This is a genomic window from Carboxylicivirga fragile (assembly GCF_050589805.1).
Taxonomy (GTDB): Bacteria; Bacteroidota; Bacteroidia; order Bacteroidales; family Marinilabiliaceae; genus Carboxylicivirga; species Carboxylicivirga fragile.
Map to the genome: position 1 here is coordinate 49,250 of NZ_JBNGOY010000009.1, position 26,890 is coordinate 76,139.

Sequence of the window (26,890 nt, forward strand, 5' to 3'; positions counted from 1 at the left end):
GATACTTTGACATCTCCTTTGTATTTTACGATGATTTATTCATACTGATTAAAAGAACTCTTCTACACTTTTAACCGTCTGGTCATCTTCATTTTCTGTATCGGAGTTTTTATCGGCTGATATGTGCTCATCATTACATACTAAATCGATGTTGAAATTTAAAGGCGCTTCAAACTCATCTTCAATAGTTACGTTAATTTCTTCATTGGCATAAACATCTTGCATATAAAGCGCAAATACCGGCAAAGCCATGTTGGCTCCTTGACCAAGCGTAATGTTATCGAAATGAATATCTCGATCTTCACCGCCAACCCATACACCAGTTACTAAATTAGGCGTTACGCCCATGAACCATCCATCGGAATGATTCTGAGTTGTACCTGTTTTACCACCAATCTGATTGAACATCTGATAGGTATAACGAAGACGAACCCCAGTCCCTTGATTAACTACTCCTTGAAGTAAATTAAGCATCAAAAAGGCGGTGGATTCACTAATGGCTTCTCGTTTTTGAGGATGAAAATCGGTGATAACATTGCCAAAGCGATCTTCAATACGAGTTACTAGTAATGGTTCGGTATGTACACCCTTGTTTGCAAATGTGCAATAGGCACTGGTCATTTCAACCAAACCAAAATCGGGTGTTCCCAAACACAAAGCAGGAACAGCATCCATCGGACTTTTTATTCCAAGTTCATGAATGGTTGATGCAATGGCCTCTGGGTTATATTGTTTCATTACCCAGGCTGTTATGTTGTTGTTAGAGTTGGCCAATCCCCATTTAAGTGATACCATTTCGCCTGCTCGCTTGTCGCCGCTGTTTCGTGGAGTCCATGTTTTACCAGTTGGCAGGTAAAAAGTTTGTGAGATGTTTGGAACCAAATCGCAAGGCGTATGCCCCTCTTGCATGGCAAGTGTATATACAAATGGCTTAATGGTGGAACCAACTTGTCTTTTGCCCTGGCCAGCCATATCATACATAAAGTGTTTGAAGTTTGGCCCTCCCACATAGGCTTTAACATGCCCCGATTGTGGATCCATGGAAACCATGCCGGCACGTAAAAACGACTTGTAGTGCTTGATCGAATCCATTGGAGTCATAATAGTATCGCGTTCACCATCCCAGGTAAAAACAGTCATGGCATATTCCGAATCAAACACACGTTTAATACTATCTGAATCTGCTCCATTTCGTTTAAGATCGCGGTAGCGATCAGTATTGAGCATGGCGCGGTTTAAGATGCTCTCGTACTGATCTTTTGAAATTTTATTTGTAAAAGGAGCTCTTGTTCTGCCTTTTTTCTCTCTGAAGAATTTTGGCTGTAGATCCTCGCTTAGGTGTGTCCTTACAGCTTTTTCGGCATAGCTTTGCATGCGCGAATCAACTGTTGTGTATATTTTTAAACCATCCTTGTAGAGGTCATATTTAGTGCCATCGGGGCGAAGGTTTTTGTTAATCCAACCGTACATCGGATTATTGATCCATTCAACACTATCTTCCAGAAATTTTTGATTTTGCCACGATGCATAATTTTCACGCAGCGGTTCTTTTGCTGATAAAGTTAACCTTAAAAATTCTCTGAAATATGGGGCAGGGCCATCTTTGTGATCAGCACGATTGAATTTTAATTCCATTGGAACAACAGATAGCGAGTCATATTCTTCTTGAGAAATGAACTTCGCTTTACGCATTTGGTTTAATACAACATTTCTGCGTTGTTGAGTCAGCTCTGGACGACGCACAGGGTTGTACAATGCAGGGTTTTTTAACATCCCAATTATCACTGCTGCATTTTCAGTTTTAATGGAATCGGTTGTTTCGTCAAAAAATGTTTTCGCAGCTGATTTAATACCATAAGCATCGTAAATAAATTCAGCTTTATTCAGATACATGGTTAAAATTTCATCTTTGGTATAGCTGCGCTCTAATTTTACAGCGATAACCCATTCTTTTAACTTCTGAAAACCACGTTCAACAATACTGGCAGCTCTGCCATGAAATAATAATTTAGCCAATTGTTGAGTAATTGTACTTCCTCCACCAGAACTTTGATCTTGCATGATGATGGTGCGAAAAACAACACGAGCTAATCCACGTGGGTCAATACCCGAATGATCATGAAAACGAACATCCTCTGTTGCAATAAGTGCATTGACAATATTTGGCGAAAGTTGCTCATAAGTCACAAAACTTCGGTTCTCGCGATAAAAATTACCTAATAATTCTTGATCGCTTGAAATTATTTCTGTGGCAAGATTAGTTTTAGGATTTTCCAATTCCTCAAACGAAGGCATGAAGCCAATTAATCCATACGATATAAGCATGAAAAGGAGCGATACAAGCAGGATACCCGCACCTAGTGCGCCCCATAACCAAGTCAGAAATTTTTTATATGTATTTGTCGTTGAATCCATCTTAATAGGTCATATTTTGATGCAAAAATAGTAATTTTTAATAGACGTGAGTGGAATTTCGTTTGCGTAAAGCATTTTCATTTTTTAACATTGCACGGATATTTTCTAATTTTGGAGCTTTATAAAAGCAAATTGCTTTTTGAAAGAAATACACAGATGGGTAAAAAAACGACGGTTAAAGAAGGGAATTTGGTGATAGTTGAGTCACCTGCAAAGGCTAAAACCATTGAGAAATTTTTGGGGGAAGATTTTGTGGTGAAATCAAGTTATGGTCATATAAGGGATTTATCAAAAACTGATTTTGGTGTTGATAAAGAGAATAACTATGAACCCGATTATATTATTTCAAAAGATAAGAAAGAAGTCGTTAAAGAATTAAAAAGTCTTGCGAAGAAATCAAAGATGGTTTGGCTCGCTTCCGATGAAGACCGCGAGGGAGAGGCTATTGCTTGGCATTTATATGAAGTCTTAGGTCTGAAAGAAGAAAATACAAGACGAATTGTTTTTCATGAAATTACCAAGGAGGCAATTCAAAATGCTGTTAAGAATCCACGGAGCATTGACTACAATTTGGTTAACGCGCAGCAGGCTCGTCGTATATTGGACCGATTGGTTGGTTTTGAATTGTCACCTGTGCTTTGGCGTAAAGTAAAACCTTCTTTATCAGCAGGGCGTGTGCAGTCTGTGGCTGTACGTGTGCTTGTTGATAGAGAACGCGAAATATTTGCATTTAAACCAACCTCTTCGTATCGTGTTACGGCATTGTTCGAAGTGAAGGATGAAAAGGGTAAGGTAACTGAATTAAAAGCTGAATTAAGCAAGCGTTTTGATACACTTGAGGAGACGAAAGTATTTTTGGAGCAATGTACTGATGCTGCTTTTAACGTTAATAAGGTTGAGAAAAAACCAGTAAAGAAATCACCGGCAGCTCCTTTTACAACATCAACGTTACAACAGGAGGCTTCGCGCAAATTAGGGTATTCGGTGTCACAAACCATGTCGGTTGCCCAAAAGCTATACGAAGCAGGAAAGATCACATACATGCGTACCGATTCCGTGAACTTATCGGATATGGCACTCAGCATGGCATCCAATATGATTACTGAGAAGATGGGTGAACAATATGTGAAAATTAGAAAATATAAAACAAAGGCCAAAGGTGCTCAGGAGGCACATGAGGCCATTCGTCCTACCTATTTAAATAACGAATCGGTTAGTGGTTCGTCTCAGGAGCAAAAATTATATGAATTAATTTGGAAACGTACCATTGCCTCGCAGATGAGCGATGCACAGTTGGAAAAAACCGTTATACATATTAATGCTGGCACAACAGGTGAAAAATTCATGGCAACCGGAGAGATCATTAAATTTGATGGTTTCCTGAAGGTTTACATCGAATCAACAGATGCCGAAGGTGAGCAGGATGACGATAAGGGAGGTGTTTTGTTGCCACCAATGAGCGAGGGCGATGTACTTGATATGTTACACATCGATGCACGTCAGAGATGGAGTTTGAAACCGCCACGATATACTGAGGCTAGCTTGGTTCGTAAGTTAGAAGAATTAGGTATTGGACGACCGTCAACATATGCCCCAACAATTTCGACCATCCAAAACAGAGGTTACGTTGTGAAAGAGGAGCGCGAAGGTGTTGAACGTGTTTACAAGCATTTGATGCTTGTGAATGGTGGAAGTGTTGAAGTAAGTGATAAAAAGGAAATAAGCGGAGCCGAAAGAAATAAATTGTTCCCAACCGATATTGGTATGGTGGTGAACGACTTTTTGGTGAAGTATTTCGATAATATTGTATCCTTCGATTTTACGGCCAAGGTTGAGAAGGACTTTGATGAGATTGCACTTGGTAATGTAGCATGGAATAAATCCATTGATGAATTTTATAAACCTTTCCACTTAAAAGTAGAAGAAACTCTGGAGAATTCTGAAAAGAGTTCAGGAGAACGTATTTTAGGGGAAGATCCTGCAACAGGCAAACCTGTTTCAGTGCGTATTGGTCGCTTCGGACCCTTGGCTCAAATTGGAGAGTCATCAGAAGATGAAGAAGACAAACCTAAGTTTGCATCGCTTCGTAAAGGTCAACATCTTGAAACGATTACGCTTGAAGAGGCGCTTGATTTATTTAAGTTGCCACGTACGGTCGGTGAGTTCGAAAATAAGGTGGTTGTAATCGGCATTGGTCGTTTTGGCCCTTATATTCGTCACGATGGTAAATTTGTATCCCTTAAAAAGGATGTGGATGATCCTATGGAGATTGATTTGGAAACGTCCATTGAACGAATCAAAACAAAGCGTGAAGAGGATGCTAAAAAATTAATCAAAGAGTTTCCTGAGGACGAAGAATTAAGAATTTTAATTGGCCGATGGGGGCCTTTCATTAAGCACGGAAAGAATAATATTAAGATACCAAAGGATAAAGTTGCAGAAGATTTAACTTTTGAGGAGTGTATGGCATTGGTTGAAGCTAGTCCGGTAAAAAAAGGTAAGGCAGCTGCAAAGAAAACAACCGCCAAAAAGGCGACAGCTAAAAAAACGACGGCAAAGAAAACTGCAGCGAAGAAAACAACTGCTAAAAAGTCGACAGCCAAAAAGAAAACAAGCACAGCAAAAACAAAGAAAAAAGATTAGTAGGTGATTGAAGATTGGATACACTATTTCTCAGAAACTGATCGTTCGATAACACCTTCCTTTGAGGGAGGTGACGAAGAGCGACTCATTCATCAGGTGTCTTATTTTCATGATCAATCTAATATAGATGTCTCGGGTTTTGATGTCGCTATTATTGGAGTGCCCGATGCTCGCCATTCGGTGAGGAAAGGTGCTTCTGAGTTGCCTGATATTGCACGTACTTATTTATACGGCTTACGCCAACTTAGTAAGTCGATGAAGATACTTGATTTAGGGAATCTTCTGGGTAAGACAGTTGATGACAGGTACAGTGCATTGCAGGATGTTGTAGCTGAATTGTGTCGGTTAAATGTTTTTCCTCTTGTTATTGGTGGAGGGCAGGATTACACCATCCCAATGTCGAAAGCCATTAAGCGAATAAATCAAAATTTTCGATTGGCTATTATTGATTCAAAAATTGATTGGGTAGCATCGGTAAATGATTTTTCTTCTGATGGATTTTTGTCTTTTTTATGCAACAATGAAGAGCGTATTCCGCAGGATATATCTGTAATAGGTGTTCAAAAATACCTCTTGGGTCAGAAACAAGAAGATTTTATTAAACAATATTCTTTTGACTTTTTACGTTTAGGAGAAATAAGACGAAAAGGGATTTGTTGTGCTGAACCTTGGTTACGTGATGCAGATTTGGTAAGTTTGGATATGACATCGGTTAAACAAGGCGATCAACCAGCACATGTTTCACCAATGCCAAACGGTTTTCGCAGTGAAGATGTTTGTCAATTGGCTTGGTATTCAGGATTAAGCGACAAGTTGATGGCTTTTGGTCTGTTTGAATTGGATGTGCAAAAAGATAATCAATCGCAAGGCGTTGCATTGAGTGCACAAGTTATATGGCATTTGTTAGAGGGAATTTCTTTGCGATATAACGATTATCCAAAAAAAGAAATTGATGAATATAAACAGTTCATCGTTCACTTGGAGGATTATGAACAGGACATTAAATTTTACCAGAATCAGAATAATGATAGATGGTGGGTTGAGGTTCCTGTAAGTCATGACCAAACCGAAATTGTGGCTTGTGATAAGTCTGATTTTGAAAAGGCATCGCAAAATGATATTCCAGAACGATGGTTTCGATTCATCAGGAAAATGAAGTGATAAATCAAAGGATTGAATATTTTAACGAATATATCAACTCGAAAATGAAACCTTTGATTAAAAATACAAGTATATATCCCCAGCATTTTGTCAGCTGGAATTAATTAAGTTGATGTGCTCGTAAAAAGGGACAATTTTGAAAAAGATGGCGAAAGCCACAATATTTATTGCCAGCTTTTTTTGGGCATAGCTAGGAGAATATTAATTTTTCTGTTACTTTGCATTGCTACAATTGCATCAGGGCAGCAGTATCCGCAGTTTAGTCAGAATATGTTTAATCAACTGACTGTGAATCCGGGATTTGCCGGAAATAGTGGAATGATTAATGTTGCTCTTGGTAACAGACAGCAATGGATGGGAGGATTTGATGGGATGGCGCCTAAGACAACGGTTTTTGGAGCAGATGCAAATTTAAACATATTGGGATGGGAAAGCGGAGTCGGTTTATCTATGATGAACGACGAAATCGGCGGATGGACAAATTTATATTTGTCGCTAGCGTATGCAAAACGCTGGGAGACTGATTTTGGAAAGCTTGGTGTTGGAATGTCTTTAGGTATGATTAATCAATCATTTAATCCTGAAGGGATTTCTTTTTTGCCGGAAAATGGTTATGGAGATTTTTCTGGATCAAGTGACTATCATACAGAGGAATCTCTACCACAAGATCAAGGATCGGCGTTCGATTTAGGCTTTGGAGCCTACCTTGAGCATAAAATGTACTACCTTGGTATATCGGTGGCACATTTAAACCGACCGGAACCTAAATTCAAGGATTCTTATCAATCGTATCTGGAAAGAACATTGTTCATTACAGGAGGATATAAGTTGCAGATGAAAAATAGGCCGATTATTATAGTCCCTTCATTATTTATGAAAACGAATATGTCCAGTTATCAGGTTGATGTTAATGTTAACGGAATATTAAAAGATAAATATTGGGGAGGATTAACGTATCGTTATCAAGATGCCATCGTAGTATTAGGTGGCGTCGAATTAAATAACGGTTTACGCATCGGATACAGTTACGATATAAGCATATCCCAATTGAGCGCAACTCGAAACGGATCACATGAATTAATGTTAGGTTACAGTTTCGATATGAGCTTAGAAAAACGAAAGAAGCAATACAAGAGTGTAAGATATTTATAGAATAAGAATAAGTAATTCAGATATAAGGCTATTATGAAGAAAGTACTTGCCCTAAGTGTCATTTTAATTACCATCCTTACAGGATGTGGACAGAGTGGTGGTGGAGAATTAGTCGGGGTTGCCCGTCGAGGTTCTTTTTACGAACCAGATCCATATGGAATGTTATTTATTCCGCAAGGAAGTTTTAACATGGGTCCCAATGACCAGGACATTGCCTCGGCAATGACATCTCAATCAAAAACAGTTTCGATTCGTTCATTTTGGATGGATGAAACAGAAATTACAAACAGCGAATATCGTCAGTTTGTATATTGGGTGAAAGACTCAATGGCACGCCGCTTATTAGGTGAGCAGTTTGAGGAATTCCTGATTGCTGAAGATTACCTTGGTAACGAAATTGATCCTCCTTTTGTTAATTGGGACGAACCAATTGATTGGGAGAATGAGGAATATGCTGAGATTTTGGACGAGATGTACTTGCCAGAAAACGAGCGTTTCTTCCGCCGTAAAGAAATTGACACTCGAAAGTTAAATTACGAATACGAATGGGTTGACCTTCTTCAGGCAGCTAAGAAAAGTAATCGTTATAACTTCGAAACAAAATCATACGAAGGTGTTGTTTACGATCAAGAAGGAAAAGAACGTGAAATTCGTGATCGCTCTGCCTTTATCATGAAAGATGAAGTAAACGTTTATCCTGATACCTTATGTTGGATCGCTGATTTCACCTATTCGTTTAATGAGCCTTGGACTGAAAAGTATTTTTGGCACCCTGGTTTCGACGAATATCCTGTAGTTGGTGTTAATTGGAAACAAGCTACTGCCTTTAGTATTTGGCGTACGCAATTACTTAACAACTACCTACGTTTAAAAGGTGAGCCTGAAGTAATGCAATATCGATTACCGACTGAAGCTGAGTGGGAATATGCTGCTCGTGGAGGACTGGAGCATTCAATTTATCCTTGGGGTGGTTTATACACACGTAACGATAAAGGATGTTTCTTGGCTAACTTTAAGCCGCTTCGTGGCCGCTATGGCGATGATGGAGGTATGACAACAATGTCTGTTATGTCGTATGCCCCAAATGATTTTGGTTTATTTGATATGGCTGGTAATGTTGGTGAGTGGACTTCAAGTGCCTTTGACGAATCAGCTTATACATTTACACACGATTTTAATCCTACCTATAAATACAATGCGCTTCCTGATGATCCACATGTAATGAAGCGTAAAGTAATCCGTGGTGGTTCATGGAAAGACATAGGTTATTTCTTACAGAATGGATCTCGTACTTATGAGTATCAAGACTCTTCGAAGTCATACGTAGGTTTCAGATGTGTTCGTGATTATATTGGTGACTAAGAATTCTTTCTTGGACGGTAAATTGGAAAAATAGGTCATTATGAGTTTTACGGAATTTGTTGAAAGCCCCGCCTATAAAAAGGTAATGGGTAAAGTATATGGGTTAGGTGCTGCAGTGGTAATCTTGGGAGCATTATGGAAAATTTTGCACTTACCTGGAGCAACAGCAATGCTTATTGCCGGATTAGGAACAGAGGCAATCATCTTTGGATTATCTGCTTTTGAACCACCCCATGAAATGCCGGACTGGAGTTTGGTATATCCAGAATTGGTTGGTCTTGAACCTACTGCTACCAAAAGTCTTGGTGGCGGCGGAGGCGGCGGTAGCGATTTAGCTGCTCTGGTTGAAAGTGGTACGCTTGAACCTGCGGTTGTTGAGAAACTGTCCGAAGGTATTAAGAAATTGTCTGCGACCTCATCTCAATTGGGAGACTTAAGTAATGCCAGTTTAGCAACCGAATCATATTTGCAAAATATGAAACAAGCTGGAAATGCTGTTGGAGAATTGGCCAATGTGCAAATGAAATCAGCGGCAACGCTTGACGATTCTGTAGGTCAATTATCACAAACGTATCAGGCAACTGCTAAGGCAATTGGTGATTCTGGTGATAAATTGGTAAATAATATGCAAAAAAGTGGTGAAGAATTAATGTCTTCATACGCTTCAGCAGGAGATAATATGAAATCGCATTTCGAGCAATTAAATGCGAACAATACAGAATACAATCAGAAACTTGGTGATGTCAACAAGAATCTTTCAGCTATTAATTCGGCTTATGAATTACAGCTACAAGGTTTAAATTCACAGGCTGAGGCTTCTCAATCGTTGACAAAAGGTATGACTGATATTAATACGCAGTTGCAGACAAGTGTTAACGATGCAAAAATATACAAAGAGCAAGTGGCGCAATTGAGCCAGACTGTATCGGAACTAAATACCATTTATGGCAATATGCTAAGTGCTATGAATATGGGGAATAAGTAAGAGGACTAGTAACTGCTAAAAACTTAAAGACAAGACATTATGAGTGGTGGAAACTGTCCAGAAACCCCCAGGCAAAAAATGATAGGTATGATGTACCTCTTCCTTACGGCGATGCTTGCATTGAACGTGTCAGGAGAGTTACTTCAAGCATTTCAATTAGTTGATAAAAGTATTCAGCAATCTATTAAAGCAGTTGATACTAAAAACGATCAATTATATGCAACATTTGATGCTGCAGAAATGACCAACCCTAAAAAAGTAAAGGGAAATAACGATAGAGCTAAAGAAATTAGAGTTAAAGCTGATTCATTATACAATCATATTGAAGCTTTGAAAGTGCGTATGATGCGTATGGTTGACGATAGCCCCGAGGCTACTACAACTAGTTTTCTAGGTGCCGACAATCAAGATATTGCTCCTCAGGTAATGATGGTGGAACGAGGTGGTGCTGAACAGAAAGAGTTAAAGCGCTTAATTAATGAATATAAAATCTTGCTTTTAACGCATGTTGATCCAAATGATACCGTTCTTAGAGCTACACTAGAAAGTAGTTTATCTACTGAAGCTGAAGAACCTTCTCAGAAAGGACAAGTCGCCGTTTCTTGGGAAAGTCAAAAGTTTGAACATTTACCGCTTTCTGCATCCTTTGCTTTAATGAGTAGTATGCAAAGTAATGTGCGTACTGGTCAGGCTGATGTTGTTAGTTATTTATTGAGTAAGGTGGATGAAGGATCCTATAAGTTTAATAAGGTTGAGGAGATAGTGATACCACGTTCGAGCTACGTGATTAAAGGAGGTGAATATTATGCGCAGATTTTATTAGCAGCGACTGACACCTTACAGTTTCCAGAGTATAATGTAATAGGTCATAATATAGATATTCTTAATAATGGACGTGGAGAATTAAGGATTCCTGCAAATTCATTAGGTAAGAAGACTTGGAAGGGACAGATTGTTTTTAAGGATCCTAATGGAGCCAGGCAAACAAGAGATATAAGTCATGAGTATGAAGTGATACAGCCTAATGTGGTTATTTCACCAGTAAAGATGAATGTATTTTACGAGGCTTTGGAGAATCCTGTTGAGATTTCGGTGCCGGGAGTTACAGGTAGTCAGTTGAAAATTAGCATGACGAATGCAACTTTCCGTAAAAAAGGAGATGAATACATTGTAAAACCTAAGGCTGGTATGGCTGGTGCTAAATCAATAGTTACTGTATCTGCTGAAATCAATGGTAGAACTCGCCGTTTGGGTAGCCAGGAGTTTCGTATTAAGAAGGTACCTGACCCTATTGCAATGGTGGCTGGTAAAAGAGAAGGAAAAATTAGAAAGGGTACTTTGTTGGCTCAAGGAGGTGTTTTTGCCGAAATGGGTGATGACTTTGACTTTGATTTAAAATTTAAAGTAACCCAATTTAATGTAGCAACCATAAAAAATGGTTTCTATGTAGATAAGCCTTCTAAAAGTAATAAAATTACAGAAGAACAACTTGATTTAATTAGAGGTGTTGGTCGTGGCTCTCGTGTCGTATTTGAAGATATTAGAGCAGTTGGGCCAGATGGAAGAACAAGAAAGCTGGGTTCTATAACCTTTATGATAGACTAACGTATTACAATGGTAGGTGCATTTATCACTTACTGAAATTAATTATTGACGCTAAAAGTAAATTATAAACACATGAAACGATTAATCTTAATCCTCTTAATTTTTATCGGTCTGGGTGCTGCTGATCTAGCGATCGCTCAACAAGTACAAACTGAGTTATATTCAAAAGACCATGTACCAAATCGTCGTCCAATTCCTTATGCTCATATTCGTGAATCGGATGTGTTATGGGCAAAGAAAATTTGGCGTGTAATCGACCTACGCGAAAAGATTAATTTACCAATGTTTTATCCAACTACACAGATGGATGATCGTATGAGTTTGATTGATTTATTGATGTATGGTATTAAGTACGAAGGATTAACTGCTTATTCGACTAGTACAGATGATGAATTTCAAGTGGCTTTAACCCTTGAGCAGGTGATGCGCGAGATGGGGGCTAAAAAGGATTCGCAATATGTTAAGAATCCTGACACTGGGATGGAAGAGTTAAAAGTTGTTGAGTTGGATGTTCGTTCAACGGAGGTGAAACAAGTTATGTTGAAGGAAATTTGGTTCTTCGATCGTAATTATTCTCGCATGGATGTACGTATTATTGGTATGTGTCCGATTCGTGAGTTTGTTAAAGAAGGAACAGATGGTGAAGATGGACAGGTAATTCAACAGCAAGCATTTTGGATATACTTCCCGGAGGCACGCGGTTTATTAGCTCGTCATGAGGTGTTTAATCCAAGAAATGATGCACAACGTCGTACATTCGATGATATCTTTATCAAGCGTTATTTTGGTAGCTATATCTATCGCGAATCAAACGTTTATAACAACCGTCGTATAGAGAATTATGCTGCTGGTATGGAAGCTATGATGGAGTCAGAGAGAATTAAGAGCTCGATGTTCCAGCTTGAACATGATATGTGGGAATTCTAAAAAGAGGATTAGAAAATCATAATATATAAAAAGGGGTCATTCGACCCCTTTTTCTTGCTTTATATTATTTGTTTGCACACCTTATTCGTCGGATCCGAATTCGCTCTTTAAATCGGTGGTAAACTGTCTTATTTGCTGTTCGTTGGACTTAGGGCAGATCAATAGCGATTTTTCTGATTGAATAACGATGTAGTTATCTAATCCCTGCACGACTGCCATTTTTCCATCAGGTACATGGATGATGCTATTGCTTGAATCATATACCAACACGTTTCCTTTAATAACAGCATTGTTATCTTCGTTTCTTTCGGCATGCTCGTGTAAGGAAGACCAGGTACCAAGATCAGACCAACCGAAATCCACCATCTTTACAAATACATTATTGGCCTTCTCCATCACACCGTAATCGATAGAGATATTCTTACAATCGCTATACGTGCCCTGAAGCGCCTTCTCTTCGTTACTTGTACCTATTTCAGGAATAAAGGATTCGAATAAATCAGATACCTCTTTTAGGTTCTCCTGGAATGCTTTTTTAATGCTTTTTAATGACCATAGAAAGATGCCTGAGTTCCAGAAAAATTCACCGCTTTCGTAAAACACTTTGGCCATGTCCAAGTTTGGTTTCTCGGTAAATGTTTTCACCTTTCTGAATTTATCCAGATTGTCTACCTTATCACCAATTTGAATATAACCATAACCTGTTTCAGGTCGGCTAGGTTTAATGCCTAGGGTTAAAAGAGCTTCTCTCTCAGTAACAAAATCCAGTCCTGTGTTTATGTTACGTCTGAACTCTTCTTCGTTTAAGATTAAATGGTCGGCCGGCGTAACCACAATATTAGCTTCCGGGTTTTGCTTTTCGATCACCGCATTTGCGTAGGCAATGCAAGGCGCTGTATTACGTCGAAGAGGTTCGGCTAGTACCTGGGCTGCTGTTAATTCGGGTAACTGTTCCAATACCATCTCCTTATATTCCAAACTCGTTACAATAACGAAGTTTTCAGCCGGGCAAAGCGGTTTAAAGCGATCATAGGTTTGCTGCAATAGCGACTTACCTGTTCCAAGAATGTCTAAAAATTGTTTTGGGGTTTTTGATGTGCTCAGTGGCCAGAAACGGCTGCCTACACCACCAGCCATTATTACACAATACGTGTTATTAGTCATTTGTATATTCTTTAATTCTAAAGTCTCACAATTAAATTTAAAGATACCTAAATTAGTAATCTTTCTAATAAATAGCGGAATATTACTACTTTTATCTGTAAAATTAAGGACTATTTTTTATTTCGCAAATGAAGGTGTTTTTTCATATAGGTCGATATACATTATTTGTTAAGAAGGTGTTTGGCAGACCAGAGAAACATACTGTGTTTCTCAAGCAAATTGTACGTGAAATTGATAAGCTTGGCATCGACTCGGTTGGCATCGTGCTTATTATTTCTTTTTTTATGGGAGCTGTAGTCACATTGCAGACGGCTTATAATATCGACATGCCTATTATTCCACGATATACCATTGGCTTTGCTACACGCGATTCCATGCTTCTCGAGTTCTCGTCAACAATAGTTGGTTTGATATTAGCTGGAAAGGTTGGATCGAATATTGCTTCCGAAATTGGGACAATGCGGGTGAGTGAACAGATTGATGCCCTCGAAATTATGGGAATTAATTCAGCGAGTTATCTGGTGCTGCCTAAGATGGTCGCTTTTGTATTAATTATTCCTTTTTTAGTAATCATTAGCATGGGTGTTGGTATAACCGGTGGATATATCGCTGGCTCGGTAACTGGTGAAGTGCCTTCGGCTGATTATATTTATGGAATACAATATTCTTTTCAGCCATTTTTTGTGGTCTATTCATTGATAAAAGGGATGGTATTCGCGTTTATTATTTCAACGGCTTCTGCTTATTGGGGTTATCATGCCCGTGGTGGTGCGCTTGAAGTTGGTAGTGCTAGTACAACAGCTGTAGTAACATCGAGTATATTAATCTTGCTTTTTAATCTTATCCTTACACAACTCTTACTGGCATGATCGAAACCGTAGATGTTATAAAATCGTTTAACGATAAGTTGGTGCTAAAAGGTATTTCAACAGTTTTTGAGAAAGGACGAACTAATCTAATTATTGGCCAGAGTGGATCGGGTAAGACCGTACTCTTAAAATCTTTGGTTGGCCTACACGATGTCACCAGTGGTGAAATTTTCTACGACGGAAGGAGTTTTAATAAAATGGGGCGAAAGGATCGAAAGGCTTTACGGCAAGAGATTGGTATGTTGTTTCAGGGCTCAGCTCTTTTCGATTCCATGACGGTTGAAGAGAATGTGCGTTTTCCACTCGATATGCTTACCAATCAATCATTGGAAGAGAAGACGGCCAGAGTAAATGAATGCTTAGATCGTGTGAAGCTGGAGAATGCCAATAGAAAATTGCCTTCAGAAGTGAGTGGAGGTATGCAAAAACGTGTAGCCATTGCTCGCGCCATTGCACTTAATCCGCAGTATTTATTTTGTGATGAACCTAATTCGGGTCTCGATCCTCGTACTTCAATTGTGATTGATGAATTGATTCATGAAATCACCCATGAATTTAACATGACCACCATTGTTAATACGCATGATATGAATTCGGTGATGGGAATTGGTGAGAAGATTATGTTTATTTACGAAGGCGAAAAACACTGGGAAGGAACAAAAGACGAAATTGTTCATGTGCAGAATGAGCAGCTTGAAGATTTTATTTTTGCGTCTAAGTTATTTCAAAAGGTAAGAGAGAATAGTAAGTAATGCCATTCAATTTTGGTAATCGAAATAAGAAAGGCTGCGAATATCGCAGCCTTTTTAGTTTTATTTAAGTTGGTATTGCATGTCAAATTGCAAGGGGTGCTCTAATTTGTATTCCTGATTAATTGGCTTAAACGGCAATGGTTTTGATTTTAATTGATTTGCTATTGGAGATTGGCCAGTTAAATAAAGGAGCGCCTGAGCTAGAAAATCCTCTTTTGGATCGCCTAAGGGATAAAACTCAACTGCGTCTAAGAAGTCAACGCGTTCTACATCTGGTAATAATCCAACAGTATAATCTATTGAGTTGTCTTTGTTCTCAGCTCTCATTACAATAGGTTGTATTGCCCAGTCGTGCTTTTTATCTTGATCATTAACCGTGATCGAGCCATAATATTTACCATGTGTTTGCTCACCAATATGGTGAACAGTCATATGGGGTGAAAGACCATAAATTATCATTTCACTAGCTGATGCCGTTTTGTATGTTGAAAGAACGACTAATCTATCTAAATTAAGGTTGTTAGTATTTTTTTCGATACGATCTATAAATAAATCTGGATCATTAGGATATTCTTTTGTGAAGTATTGCTCGAGATTTTTATTGTATGCTGTTCTTATGAATACTTCACCTTCTGCGCTTGATGGGGCAATCATACTTCCAAGAAGTATAGCTGATGCTACAGATCCACCACCATTGTATCTAAGATCAAGCACTAAATTATCAACACCTTCATTTTTAAAATTAGCAAATACTGTTTCAAGTTGGTCATTGTAATCATGTATAAATGATTTATACATTAAATAACCAATTTTAGAACCATTGTGCTCAATAATTTTACTTAAATGGATTGGATTTGTAGTTAATTCAACTGACGTGAGATTAATTGATGGTGTAATCGCTGTAATGCTAAAGTCGCTGTTTAAGCTACCTAAAGTTAATTTATAACTCTCCTTATTTAAAAGGCTTGAATAGTTGTCTATGCTTAAAATCTGATCATCAATTTTGTAAAACATATCTCCCCGTTGAAGCCCTGCTTGCTCGGCTGGAGAGTTTGGCTCAACATATTCTATGAATCCAATAAGATCATTTTTATCAGAATATAGTCTGAATAGACGAATTGAATGACCCATTGTTTTTCGAACACCAGAGAAGTAATCTAAAAGTGCCGGATAGTCATCTGTTAGAAATGACCATCCATCAATGTTTCTTTCTAAATTAGAATCGTAACTTGCTGCAAGTAATTTATCAAACATTACAAAAGTATCTTCTTCTTTTCTGTAATCGAGATCAGGCATTTTATCGTGCCAATAATAGACAAAATCCATATTGTCCAGAACGAATTTATTGATTGTTTGAATTTCTTCATCTACAAAATCTTCGGGTTCTTTGGGAGCTGGATCGTCATCTTTACACGAAGATATCGTTGTAGTAAGGGCAAATAGAAGAATGGCCCATCTAAAGTAATAAGTCATGAAATTTTGTTTAAGATTAGTGCTGCAAAATACTTAATTTTTATATTGCGGAGAAATTTTAATATGCTTTTAAAATAAACGTGAAATAAATTGGAAACGTACATAACCAGTAATGTTTATAGTTACATGATCGTTTTTCTTTCAGATAAAGAACTACCAGGGACGAAGGAAGATCAGTTGAGATGCAAGAACATGGAGAGGCTGCAAGTTCTGTATCCCTATTTGTGTCATATACTAAGTAGAACCAGTAATATTATGCGTATTTCGAGATTTAAGGCTTTCTGGAAAAACGATACCTACTCGTTTACTAACGCGCAAGATGGAGTGACTTGGACGGATGTTAAGGTTTACATAGCGCCATTGTTATTGGCACTTATGCGTGACGAATTATTTAAGGATGTGGTTGCAGGTTTAGATCAAAACCTATATAAACAAAGTGAATCGAATGAGTTTGAGATGGATTGGAAGGTTTTTTTTGAATGCCTTCCAGAAGGGCATAAAAGTAGTTTTCAAAATAAACTGAATGTGCATCAACGATTAAGCTCCATACAAATTAACGAACTAATAGATAAAAGTTACGACGAGATAAAAATAACACTATTGAACCCTCAGACCTACCAGCATTTATTTGCATGGTTCGGTGAGGCACTTTTGGAAATTGGTTACAAGGCTTTTGATTTTTTTATGGAGAAGCGTGACGGTGAGCAAGCATGGAAAAAAGCTCTTCAATGGCAAATTAAGTCGTACAAATTAAGCACAAAGCTAGAACAGGAATTATTAGATAAACATCTTTATCCCTTATTGAAATTTTAGAGACATGCATAAAGAAATTACTTACGAACAAATAAAGGCCTCTGCCGAGTATATTAAGGCAAAAGGAGTGGAACAAGCACAGGTAGGCATTATACTTGGCACCGGCTTGGGTAAATTAGTCGATGAGATTGATATCATCGCAATTGTGGATTATTCCGACATTCCAAATTTTCCGGTGTCGACGGTGGAGTCGCACAAGGGGCGTTTGATTTATGGAGTGCTGGGTGGTAAAAAAGTATTGGCGATGCAGGGCCGTTTTCATTACTACGAAGGGTATAGCATGCAACAAATAACCTTGCCTATTCGAGTGATGAAGCTCCTGGGTGTACAGCAGCTTTTGATTTCAAATGCGGCCGGAGCTGTTAACCTCGATTATAAAAAGGGTAGTGTCATGCTGATCGACGATCATATTAATCTTCAGCCAGAAAATCCATTAACCGGATCTAATATGAATGATTTGGGGCCACGTTTCCCGGATATGAGTCAGCCCTATGATAAAACGCTGAATCAGCTTTTAATTTCTACGGCTAATAAAAATAACATCACACTTCATCAAGGAGTATATGTGGCAGTGCCTGGGCCAAACTTGGAAACTCGTGCCGAATACCGTTGGTTGCGAAATATGGGAGCCGATGCCGTGGGCATGTCAACCGTGCCAGAGGTGATTGTGGCCAATCACATGGGCTTGCCTTGTGCGGCAATTTCAGTATTAACCGACGAATGTGATCCGGATAATCTACATCCGGTCAGTTTAAAGGAGATTTTAGACGTAGCTGCCATTGCCGAAGTTGATTTAATCCAATTGTTTAAGCAAGTCTGTGAGCACTTGTAACATTTGCCTTTAATTGATATAATATAGAAAATGGTGCCTGTATTTTTGTAAGTACAGGCACCATTTTTATATGTAATATTTATACTCTTCTAGGATAATGCTATTCTAATAGGTAAAAGCATTAATCTTATAATAGATATGGATTATCTAATGTAAGATTATACTAATCTTATCCTAAAAAGACTAGTCTTATTGAAGAAAATGTTATCTAAAAAGCCTTATTGAATATCTAAAAGAAATAATCATTTACTATTTATAAAATGCAGTAATCTTAATTAAAGAAGTAAGAATCTATTAATAATTTGGAGTAGTGTTTTTAATAAAAAGAAAGCTACATATTAAAATAAGATATGTAATTTATGAAATTAGAATATTAATTTTGAGATTAATAATATGTTTATAACTATCAGATGCAATTTGTTCTAATTAAGGAAGTAATAATATTAATTAGATTTCATCTATTAATAAAAAGTTGATGTATTTGTGCAAAAGAGATTGTAATTATTTATAAGATGCTTACATGTCTATAATCGATTAACAAGGATTGTTTATTGCTGGAGCTTTATTATTCCTTATTTCTTGTTTTCGTATAAAACTAGAGCTTTGTTGATACATCTGGTATTTAATCCAGGTATAAAAAAAATGAACCAAAGCACATGGCTTCAGTTCATTCTCTTATATAGCTTAATTTTCTTTTACTAGTTCTGCAAGGCCATTATTCGGCTGATGTATTTCCCTAATATGTCGAACTCGATGTTGATGGTTGAACCAACTTTTATCTGGTGGAAGTTGGTGAAGTCGTATGTGTAAGGAATAATAGCTACTGAGAACTGATCGTCCTTGCTATCCACAACAGTTAGGCTTACACCATTTACTGTGGCCGATCCTTTTTCAACCGTCATGTAGCCCTGCGATGCTTTTTCCTTGTCGATTACATATTGAAAAGTAAAATACCAACTGCCGTCAGCTTCTTTTACATCAATACACTTGGCCGTTTGGTCAACATGCCCTTGTACAATGTGCCCGTCCAGGCGGCCGTTTAAGATCATGCTGCGCTCAAGGTTTACCTTATCGCCAATCTGCAATAATCCAAGGTTCGATTTCTCAAGGGTTTCCTTAATGGCAGTAACTGTGTATGTACGACCTTCTTTTTTCACCACCGTTAAGCAAACGCCATTGTGAGCAATGCTCTGGTCAATTTTTAACTCATCGGTAAATGTGCATTCCAAAGTAAGGTGGAGATTTCCTTTTTCTTGTTCAAGACCAACAACTGTGGCCGCTTCTTCAACTATGCCTGAAAACATTTTATAGTCCTTTATGTTAGTATCATCAAAATCTTGTGCGGCTAAATTAACCGAAAAAAAGCATTTAATAAATGACAAAGTTAAAAAAGTATTGTTTGCACGTATTTCTTTAAGTACATCGACGGGTTCGTTATTTATGAGAGGTGACTTTATTTGCCCTTACAGGGCGCAAGTCTGGTTTGTATTGGTTTAATCTTCATGCGTTGCATGAAGTTGAATTAAGTAGCCCTTTCAGGGCAGGTGCATGAAATGATATATTTATCCATAGCCAGTTGTTTTCGGGGCGCAGGCTCAGATTATTTTTAGTCTCAGGTATCGCCTAAAGTTTTGAGGAACTTGGTTTACTTGCCTTTTCAGGGTAATTGCGTGAAATGATATGTTTGTCTATTGCTAATAGTTTTCGGGCTTAAAGCCCAATTTATTTAAGCCTCAGGCATTGCCTGAGCTTAGGATTTGGTGGGTTCATTCGCCCTGAAAGGGCAAGTTAATATTACTGTAGAATTTTGATTTCAAATCCACTTTCAGGGAAATTGCTTTTAACCAAAAAAAGTTGAATCCCTTTTGGATTCATTATCCAAATCATTAATTAACCCCGGATTTCATCCGAGCTTAATCAAATTAAACCACATTCGTGGTTTTTCTGGAAGGAATCCTGAAAGGATTTAAAATGAATCGAAGATCAGCGAAGCTAATAGCCTTGTACGGAGTGCAAGGGGAATAATAAAGAATTATTAAAACAACCACAACGTGGTTGAATTTTAATTCGTATTTTTCGAATAACTAAAAAGGTATAACTATGGCAACCGTTAAAACGACCTATTTGGGTGACTTGCGCACCGAAAATATTCACCTTCAATCAGGCTCCAAAATAATTACTGATGCACCTTGCGATAACCGTGGAAAAGGAGAGGCTTTTTCTCCAACCGATTTACTGGCTACTGCATTGGGTAATTGCATCATGACGATTATGGGCATCAAAGCCATGGATAATGGGATTGATATAGTGGGCACAGAATTGGATATTACTAAAATAATGGCCGATGCGCCTCGTCGTGTATCCGAAGTTATTATTGAATTTAACTTTCCTAAAAAAACTTATTCTCAGGCTGAGAAGGATTTGATTGAAAGTGTGGCAGGAACAAGTCCGGTGCCATTGAGTGTTCATCCTGACTTGAAACAAAGCATTAAATTTAATTGGTAAGTCGTATTAAATGATATTAGTTACGGGGGGTACAGGATTGGTTGGTTCGCATTTACTCTTTCAGTTAGTGAAAGATGGGCAGCAGGTGCGTGCCTTGCGCAGAGCCAATAGTTGCATTGATGAATTAAAGAAAGTTTTTGAGTTTTACCAGGAAGATAGTTCGGACCTGTTCCAGAAAATTGAGTGGTTCGAAGGTGACTTGTTGAATTATTTCAGTTTAAAGGATGCCTTGCTTGGCGTATCGAAAGTATACCACTGTGCGGCTATGGTTTCATTTAAGCCAAGTGATGCCATGGAGATGTTTTCGACCAATGTGGAAGGGACAGCAAATCTCGTTAACGCCTGCATAGAGTTAAATGTACCTCGTTTTTGTTTTGTGAGTTCGATAGCTACCTTGGGTAAGCCACTTGAAGGAGAGGTGATTGATGAATCTACTTTTTGGCAAAATGATGATAATCATTCGGTGTATTCGCAAAGTAAATTCAGAGCCGAAATGGAGGTTTGGCGAGGCACTAAGGAGGGGCTTAATGCTGTGGTAGTAAACCCATCAGTAATACTTGGTCCTGTTGGTTTGGAACGAAGTACAGGACAACTTTTTAAGTCGGTGATGAATGGTGTGCGATTTTATACAGCCGGAGCAACAGGGTTTGTTGGTGTGCGTGATGTGGTAAAGGTAATGATCGCATTGGCGAATAGTGATGTTGTAAACGAACGTTACGTGATTAACGCCGAAAATATAGCTTATAAGAAATTTATGGCTATGGCAGCTGGGGCCTTAAATGTGAAAGCACCAAAAGTAAAAGCTGTAAGGTGGATGGTTAGTTTGGCCTGGCGAATTGAACGTCTTCGTTATTATATTACTCGTAAAGAGCCGCGTTTGACAAAGGAAACGGCGCGCACATCTCAGCATAAGTCTTTTTATTCTGACGCAAAATTACAGGCATACATGCCTTTTAAATACATATCTATTCAGGATTCGATTGAGAATACTGCTAAGTATTTGAAGGAATAAAACTCAGAACAGATGAGGTTGTTAAGTTAGGGTAATTTTGTACAATGAAGAATCAAAGCGTGAGCTGGAGGAGGAGTACCCTAAAGGGGAAGAGATGCCAAAGGAAGATCAAAGTAAAATTATAGAAAGTTGTGGCCTTGGGAAAGGTTTCGGAATTAAATATTCCACTTTTTATTATTTCTTGTATTTAAATGATGCGAAAGGATTGGAGGATTACTTGAAGAAAAGAGGGATGCCATTTGCGGAGAAATTTAAAGATAGACTTGTCGGGTATTACAATCATATTATTGCCTCAAACGATTTACCTCATCCATAAATTCAGACACTCGCTTTGCATCAACTTCCTTCTCCCATTTTCCATCCATTTTAAAATGAGAACCCACAATGAAAGCATTTGCCTTATGCCAGTAGTTTGAAATATTTTCCTTTGTAATACCAGAGCCAAGTATAATCGGGAAATTTTTATTCATGCCCAACTCTACCAATTCATTCTCATCAACCTCACATCCAGTTGAAGCCCCTGTAATAATAACCCCGTCACTTAAGAAAAAGCTGGCTGCCTCTGCTGATTCCAATAAACTAACATCCGAAGTAATGGCATGTGATGAATGTTTCTTTTTTATATCAGCAAGTACTTTTACATTCGTGGCATCTATCATTTTCCGATAGCGCATCAACTCGCCGGCACAAGCATTCATTAGGCCTTCGTCGGCAATGTGCGAAAAAACAAATCCTTCTGCTCTTATAAAATCTAAATTACAAGCTTTGGCAACAGCTAAAGCCTCCTTATTAGCACCTGCCAAAATTTGAATACCAATGGGCAAATTGTACATGGCTCGTAATTGATTGGCAACAACTGTCATTGAGGCAACAATTTCAGGACCTACATTCCCATTTAAATATGGAACATCATGCATGTTCTCAATCATTATTGCATCAACACCAGCCTCCACATAAACATCAGCATCAGCCAGTGCATTAGCTACAATATCTGAAATAGATAAACGATTATTTGGTGTGCCTGGAAGCGCACCAACATGCACCATAGCAATAATCCATTTATTTTTATCAAATAAATCCATTTGAGTAATCTTTAAATATCAGGATTACGCTTTACCGTCTCCAGGTACAAAGCGATTAATTGTAGTCAATAAATCTTCGTAACCGATTGGTTTTGCAATGTAGTCATCACATCCAGCCTCACGCGATTTTTCTTTTTCCTCCGATAGGGCATAAGCGGTTTGAGCAATAACAGGTACTCCCTTGCTTATATTTTTTATTTCACGAGTAGCCGTATAGCCATCCATCAATGGCATTTTTATGTCCATCAAAACCAAATCAATGTTACTTACTTTCTTAAACACATCAACAGCCTCTTGACCATCGCGGGCCCAAATAAGACTAGCATTTGACAAAGCCAAAGCCACTTCAATGTATCGGAAATTATCCTCCTCATCTTCGGCAACCAAGAAAGTCTTTCCTTCCCAATTGAAATCTTTTACAGGAGCTTGTTTCTCTTCCTCAGCCAAAGCTTGTTTTGCTAATCGATGATATGGCAAGGTAAAATAGAACACCGTTCCAACCAGTGGTTCTGATTCAACCCAAATTTCACCACCCATCAAGTTAACCAGGTGCTTAGCAATAGACAAACCAATACCAGTTCCGCCGTACAGACGCTGTTTGTCATTATTGAACTTTGAGAAACGCTCAAAAATCTCGTTCTCTTTTCCATGTGGCAAACCTATACCAGTATCTTTCACATAAAACTGAAGAAATTGATCATCTTCCTGTGTATAACCAAACTCAACAAATCCCCGTTCGGTAAACTTAACTGCGTTCCCAATGAGGTTAACTAAAATCTGACGCAAACGATGCTCATCGGTAAGAATCAAAGCACTTTCATCACTTACCCCTTCTTTGAGATATAACTTTAGGTTAAAAAGCCCTCGGCGTTTAATATCCTCAGCAAACGAATCATACACATCAGTCATGACATCGTGTAATGGACATGGCGCATTTTTGATTTGCAGCTGACCACTGTCCAGTTTCGAAATATCAATTATATCTTCAACTAAAGTCAAAAGGTTTTTACCGTTAATCTTTATCAAATTAACAAACTCCTCTTTTTCATTCGACTCTATTTCAGGATGTGATAACAAATTTGAAAAACCAAGAATCGCATTCATCGGCGTACGAATCTCATGCGACATATTTGATAAAAAGGAAGTTTTCAATCGGTCGCTTTCTTCCGCCTTTCGCTTGGCCAAACTTAAATTCTCATGCTCCCTGCGCAAAAGTTTTCTAAAGCGTTGTTCTTTTTGCAAACTAAACAGCATGCCTTTCAATAAACTATTTAAAGGCATTAGCGTTAATAAATTGATGATTAAAAATACTGTTGCCAACTGCGCATACGTTGAAAAATCAACAACCGGTTTGAATATAATCTCAATACTAGGCATGTAAAGTACAGCCCCTACTCCAATTAATGTAAAAACAACTGCAAACATTGACCTCAACGCACTGCGCTGCCCCGCCAATATTCCAGACATGATAGTATAGGATAGTAAAAATGCGTATCCAAGCGGTGAATTATTGGTATCCAATAAAAGATATAAGCCAATTAGGTAGATGAGAAACAACACCCATCCAACTCTAAACTTAAATGGCAAACTACGAACTGAGGTTGCGAAAATAGCAGATAAGAATACAAATGTTGAAAAGATTCCGTAAGCGTATTCTTTTTCTTGTAGAAACGTTAGGCCTAAATAAAGATAGACGACCAAACCGATAAACATCACACCTATTGAGAAATAATGAAAAATACGTTCGCGCCAATAGTGCAAACCGTCCCCAGAAGGTAACGAGGAAGGACCTAGTCGCCTACGAAAAAACACATCTATTTTTCTCAACAACCTTGATTCAGAAACTAATCTCATATTATCGAATAAGGTCTTATGTGTGTGATACCATAACAGGTGGTTAAACTTACCTCGCTAAAGTTAATTAATTATTGCTGTTTTACTATTTTTTGATTTAAAAAAAGACATATTATTTCCCCTACAAATCACCGCCGATATAAATATGCAAAACAGGCTATTTGCCCACAAAATTAGCAAAAGAATTTTCAAGGCAAAAAAGAACGACCTTCAGTACAATTCAAACACATTGCAATGGCTTTTTTATCATTGATTATCAAATCCTTAAAATCAAAACTAATTTCAGATTTATTTAGGGTTTGAAAGTCTGTGTCGAAAACATTACCAAATGCATGAGTTGCATCCTTATCAAAACAACATGGACTAAGCGCTCCATTCCAAGTAATCACTGCAGAATGCCATTGTCGCCAGCAATGATTACGCAAGCTACCTTTTACAACTTTCGACTGCCCTTCCACATAGCGATTCAAGCTATTATTCACAGGTGGTTTAACACCTCCTTGGGCAAAGGAATTGAATTGCGCTGATTTCAGTTCTAGCTTATCAACATCTAAGCTCTTTGCCAATTGTCGAATACCATCCAACTCATGTTCGTTATGTTCAAACACTAAAAACTGCATTACAACTATCGGAAACCGTCGCTTCTTTCGCCTCTTGGCTTCAACAACATTTTTTATGCTATCAATAACTTTACTTAAATCACCACCCACACGATATTTCTGATAACTATCTTGTGTTAAGCCATCAACAGAAAAAATTAATCGCGTCATATCAGCCTCAACCAACTTCTCGGCTACACCAGAGCTTAAAAAATGGCCATTCGTAGAACAGGAAGTGTAATATCCTTGCTTTCGAGCCAACAATACCATCTCGGCAAACTGTGGATGCATCATTGGTTCGCCCTGCACATATAAATTCAAGTACATTAATTGTGGCCCAAGCTGGCCAAGTAATACCTCGTATTGTTTTAATTCCATCTGCCCTCGTGGGCGATTCAAAACCCCAGCTCCAGTTGGGCACTCCGGACATTTAAGGTTACAAATACTGGTAGGCTCAATAGATACTGCCATAGGTTTGTACCCAAGATAGATCTTCCCTGTAATCCGCGATAAAACGTAGAAACAAACAACCCTTATAGCATTAACAATTCGCCGAATAGTTAATACTTTAAGAATGGCATTGGCTTCAAGAACAAACGACCTCCATTGCATCTGCGATTATATATCCAATAGATTTAAAACTTCATCCATTTTAGGTGTCAAAATAATTTCTGTTCTTCTGTTCGATCTCAATTCGTTAGCACTGTTCCCTTTTTTCAAGGGCAGAAATTCACCTTTACCAGCAGCCGAAATTCGAATTGGATCAATTGAGCTGTTATCAAGCAAGATACGAACTACAGAAGTAGCGCGTTTTACACTAAGGTCCCAGTTATCTTTCAGTACTGCACTTTTATATGGAATATTATCGGTATGTCCTTCCACAATCACATTAATACTTTTATTTTCCTCAAGTACGGTTGCAATTTCTTTTAATGCAGAAACTCCTTGCGCATTCACCTCGTAACTACCTGATGAAAACAATAATTTTTCCTCCAGCGAAACATACACCTTACCATTTTTCATATGCACCTTTAATTCATCACTTGAGAAGCCCATCAATGCATCGCTCACACTTTTTCGCAGAGCCAGCATAGCTTCATCTTTCTGACTAAGCGCTGTTTCCAATTCCTGCAAACGCTTATTTTGGCTCAGCATTTTCGCTTTTGATGCTTCCAATTCTTCAATAGCCGCTCGAAGCTCCCTTTTCTGATTATTTAATTCCTCCTCTGATTTTAACAAGGCATCTTCTCGTTTCAACAGGTCATCCTGCAATTTTTGCAAATACACGAGTAATTCTTTGTTCTTTCCATTACCCGCTCCTGTTGACTTAACGCCTTTAAGTAGTTCGGTATAACTAGCATTTAAATCCTCGTATTGAAATTGCTGACGACGCAAGCGTTTTGATAAACTTAGGGTATCAGAAACCAGAGCATCAACTTTCTTTTTAGCTCTTTCAAGATCCGACTCATATTCATTAGATTTTACTTTTAAGGCATCATTTTCAGCACGCAGCATTTCAATTTCATCCTCCACCAATCCATTTCGCTCACTTAATTCCTCAAATTGCTTCAGTGGAACACAAGCTCCAATAAGCATTGCAAAAACCAACAATCCAATAATCTGTTTCATGTGTCTAAAATTTATTTCTTAATGGTCACATGGAACTTCTCTCATGGCTCGTTTCA

22 protein-coding genes are annotated in these 26,890 nt (G+C 38.1%); 14 read left to right on the top strand and 8 right to left on the bottom strand.

Translation table 11 applies throughout. The features are described 5' to 3' along the window. Nucleotides 1-48 precede the first annotated feature (48 nt). Nucleotides 49-2,415 carry a penicillin-binding protein 1A gene (locus ACRD7B_RS05285; protein WP_430823434.1) on the bottom strand — a complete coding sequence of 789 codons (2,367 nt, stop codon included), beginning with the start codon at nucleotides 2,413-2,415 and terminating at the stop codon, nucleotides 49-51. Nucleotides 2,416-2,571: 156 nt separating this feature from the next. Between ACRD7B_RS05285 and topA the strand changes: the two genes are divergently transcribed. The 7 genes from topA (at nucleotide 2,572) to porN (ending at nucleotide 12,250) form a co-directional block, all read left to right on the top strand. Beyond that, nucleotides 2,572-5,058 (top strand): type I DNA topoisomerase, encoded by a 2,487-nt coding sequence (gene topA, locus ACRD7B_RS05290; protein WP_430823435.1) that lies wholly within the window; start codon nucleotides 2,572-2,574, stop codon nucleotides 5,056-5,058. Between the two features lie 3 nt (nucleotides 5,059-5,061). Continuing rightward, nucleotides 5,062-6,219, top strand: coding sequence for an arginase family protein (locus ACRD7B_RS05295; RefSeq protein WP_430823436.1), 1,158 nt, complete (start codon nucleotides 5,062-5,064; stop codon nucleotides 6,217-6,219). Nucleotides 6,220-6,333: 114 nt separating this feature from the next. Next, nucleotides 6,334-7,371, top strand: a complete 1,038-nt coding sequence (locus ACRD7B_RS05300) for a PorP/SprF family type IX secretion system membrane protein (protein ID WP_430823437.1) — start codon at nucleotides 6,334-6,336, stop codon at nucleotides 7,369-7,371. A 33-nt stretch (nucleotides 7,372-7,404) separates the two neighbouring features. Continuing rightward, the gene (gene porK, locus ACRD7B_RS05305) at nucleotides 7,405-8,733 is read left to right on the top strand and encodes a T9SS ring complex lipoprotein PorK/GldK (protein WP_430823438.1); all 1,329 of its coding nucleotides are present in this window, start codon (nucleotides 7,405-7,407) and stop codon (nucleotides 8,731-8,733) included. A 40-nt stretch (nucleotides 8,734-8,773) separates the two neighbouring features. Then, entirely contained in the window at nucleotides 8,774-9,718 is a 945-nt protein-coding gene (gene porL / locus ACRD7B_RS05310; RefSeq protein ID WP_430823439.1) for a type IX secretion system motor protein PorL/GldL, read from the top strand. A gap of 39 nt (nucleotides 9,719-9,757) precedes the next feature. Then, nucleotides 9,758-11,323 (top strand): type IX secretion system motor protein PorM/GldM, encoded by a 1,566-nt coding sequence (porM, locus tag ACRD7B_RS05315; protein WP_430823440.1) that lies wholly within the window; start codon nucleotides 9,758-9,760, stop codon nucleotides 11,321-11,323. Nucleotides 11,324-11,395: 72 nt separating this feature from the next. Continuing rightward, entirely contained in the window at nucleotides 11,396-12,250 is an 855-nt protein-coding gene (porN, locus tag ACRD7B_RS05320) for a type IX secretion system ring subunit PorN/GldN (RefSeq protein ID WP_430823441.1), read from the top strand. A gap of 81 nt (nucleotides 12,251-12,331) precedes the next feature. On the opposite strand, the gene ACRD7B_RS05325 is transcribed toward porN, so the two are convergent. Beyond that, entirely contained in the window at nucleotides 12,332-13,414 is a 1,083-nt protein-coding gene (locus tag ACRD7B_RS05325; protein ID WP_430823442.1) for a mannose-1-phosphate guanylyltransferase, read from the bottom strand. 128 nt (nucleotides 13,415-13,542) lie between these two features. Here ACRD7B_RS05325 and ACRD7B_RS05330 point away from each other — a divergent pair, with 128 nt between their 5' ends. Continuing rightward, nucleotides 13,543-14,283, top strand: coding sequence for an MlaE family ABC transporter permease (locus tag ACRD7B_RS05330; protein ID WP_430823443.1), 741 nt, complete (start codon nucleotides 13,543-13,545; stop codon nucleotides 14,281-14,283). Next, complete coding sequence (locus ACRD7B_RS05335; protein WP_430823444.1) at nucleotides 14,280-15,035, top strand: ABC transporter ATP-binding protein; 756 nt, start codon at nucleotides 14,280-14,282, stop codon at nucleotides 15,033-15,035. The genes ACRD7B_RS05330 and ACRD7B_RS05335 overlap by 4 nt, the downstream gene beginning before the upstream one ends. Nucleotides 15,036-15,095: 60 nt before the next feature. On the opposite strand, the gene ACRD7B_RS05340 is transcribed toward ACRD7B_RS05335, so the two are convergent. Then, nucleotides 15,096-16,508 carry a S41 family peptidase gene (locus tag ACRD7B_RS05340; RefSeq protein WP_430823445.1) on the bottom strand — a complete coding sequence of 471 codons (1,413 nt, stop codon included), beginning with the start codon at nucleotides 16,506-16,508 and terminating at the stop codon, nucleotides 15,096-15,098. Nucleotides 16,509-16,598: 90 nt separating this feature from the next. On the opposite strand from ACRD7B_RS05340, the gene ACRD7B_RS05345 reads away from it, so the two are divergent. Together ACRD7B_RS05345 and ACRD7B_RS05350 are read left to right on the top strand one after the other, a co-directional pair. Next, nucleotides 16,599-17,321 (top strand): hypothetical protein, encoded by a 723-nt coding sequence (locus ACRD7B_RS05345; RefSeq protein ID WP_430823446.1) that lies wholly within the window; start codon nucleotides 16,599-16,601, stop codon nucleotides 17,319-17,321. Between the two features lie 4 nt (nucleotides 17,322-17,325). Beyond that, nucleotides 17,326-18,153, top strand: a complete 828-nt coding sequence (locus tag ACRD7B_RS05350; RefSeq protein WP_430823447.1) for a purine-nucleoside phosphorylase — start codon at nucleotides 17,326-17,328, stop codon at nucleotides 18,151-18,153. Nucleotides 18,154-18,851: 698 nt separating this feature from the next. On the opposite strand, the gene ACRD7B_RS05355 is transcribed toward ACRD7B_RS05350, so the two are convergent. Next, on the bottom strand, nucleotides 18,852-19,457 hold the full coding sequence (locus ACRD7B_RS05355) for a riboflavin synthase (protein WP_430823448.1): 606 nt from the start codon (nucleotides 19,455-19,457) through the stop codon (nucleotides 18,852-18,854). A 796-nt stretch (nucleotides 19,458-20,253) separates the two neighbouring features. Here ACRD7B_RS05355 and ACRD7B_RS05360 point away from each other — a divergent pair. Genes ACRD7B_RS05360 through ACRD7B_RS05370 form a run of 3 tightly spaced genes read left to right on the top strand, consistent with a single transcriptional unit; the run spans nucleotide 20,254 to nucleotide 21,986 of the window. Further along, on the top strand, nucleotides 20,254-20,658 hold the full coding sequence (locus ACRD7B_RS05360) for an OsmC family protein (protein WP_430823449.1): 405 nt from the start codon (nucleotides 20,254-20,256) through the stop codon (nucleotides 20,656-20,658). Between the two features lie 10 nt (nucleotides 20,659-20,668). Then, nucleotides 20,669-21,670, top strand: coding sequence for an NAD-dependent epimerase/dehydratase family protein (locus tag ACRD7B_RS05365; RefSeq protein ID WP_430823450.1), 1,002 nt, complete (start codon nucleotides 20,669-20,671; stop codon nucleotides 21,668-21,670). A 37-nt stretch (nucleotides 21,671-21,707) separates the two neighbouring features. Next, nucleotides 21,708-21,986 (top strand): hypothetical protein, encoded by a 279-nt coding sequence (locus ACRD7B_RS05370; protein ID WP_430823451.1) that lies wholly within the window; start codon nucleotides 21,708-21,710, stop codon nucleotides 21,984-21,986. Here ACRD7B_RS05370 and ACRD7B_RS05375 read toward each other — a convergent pair. From ACRD7B_RS05375 to ACRD7B_RS05390, 4 genes are all read right to left on the bottom strand, one after another. Next, entirely contained in the window at nucleotides 21,955-22,752 is a 798-nt protein-coding gene (locus ACRD7B_RS05375; protein WP_430823452.1) for a BtpA/SgcQ family protein, read from the bottom strand. The genes ACRD7B_RS05370 and ACRD7B_RS05375 overlap by 32 nt on opposite strands. Before the next feature lie 24 nt (nucleotides 22,753-22,776). Next, nucleotides 22,777-24,606: an ATP-binding protein gene (locus ACRD7B_RS05380; RefSeq protein ID WP_430823453.1), complete on the bottom strand. Its 1,830-nt coding sequence runs from the start codon at nucleotides 24,604-24,606 to the stop codon at nucleotides 22,777-22,779. A 188-nt stretch (nucleotides 24,607-24,794) separates the two neighbouring features. Continuing rightward, on the bottom strand, nucleotides 24,795-25,676 hold the full coding sequence (locus tag ACRD7B_RS05385) for a radical SAM/SPASM domain-containing protein (RefSeq protein ID WP_430823454.1): 882 nt from the start codon (nucleotides 25,674-25,676) through the stop codon (nucleotides 24,795-24,797). 147 nt (nucleotides 25,677-25,823) lie between these two features. Beyond that, the gene (locus ACRD7B_RS05390) at nucleotides 25,824-26,834 is read right to left on the bottom strand and encodes an OmpA family protein (protein ID WP_430823455.1); all 1,011 of its coding nucleotides are present in this window, start codon (nucleotides 26,832-26,834) and stop codon (nucleotides 25,824-25,826) included. Between the last annotated feature and the right edge of the window lie 56 nt (nucleotides 26,835-26,890).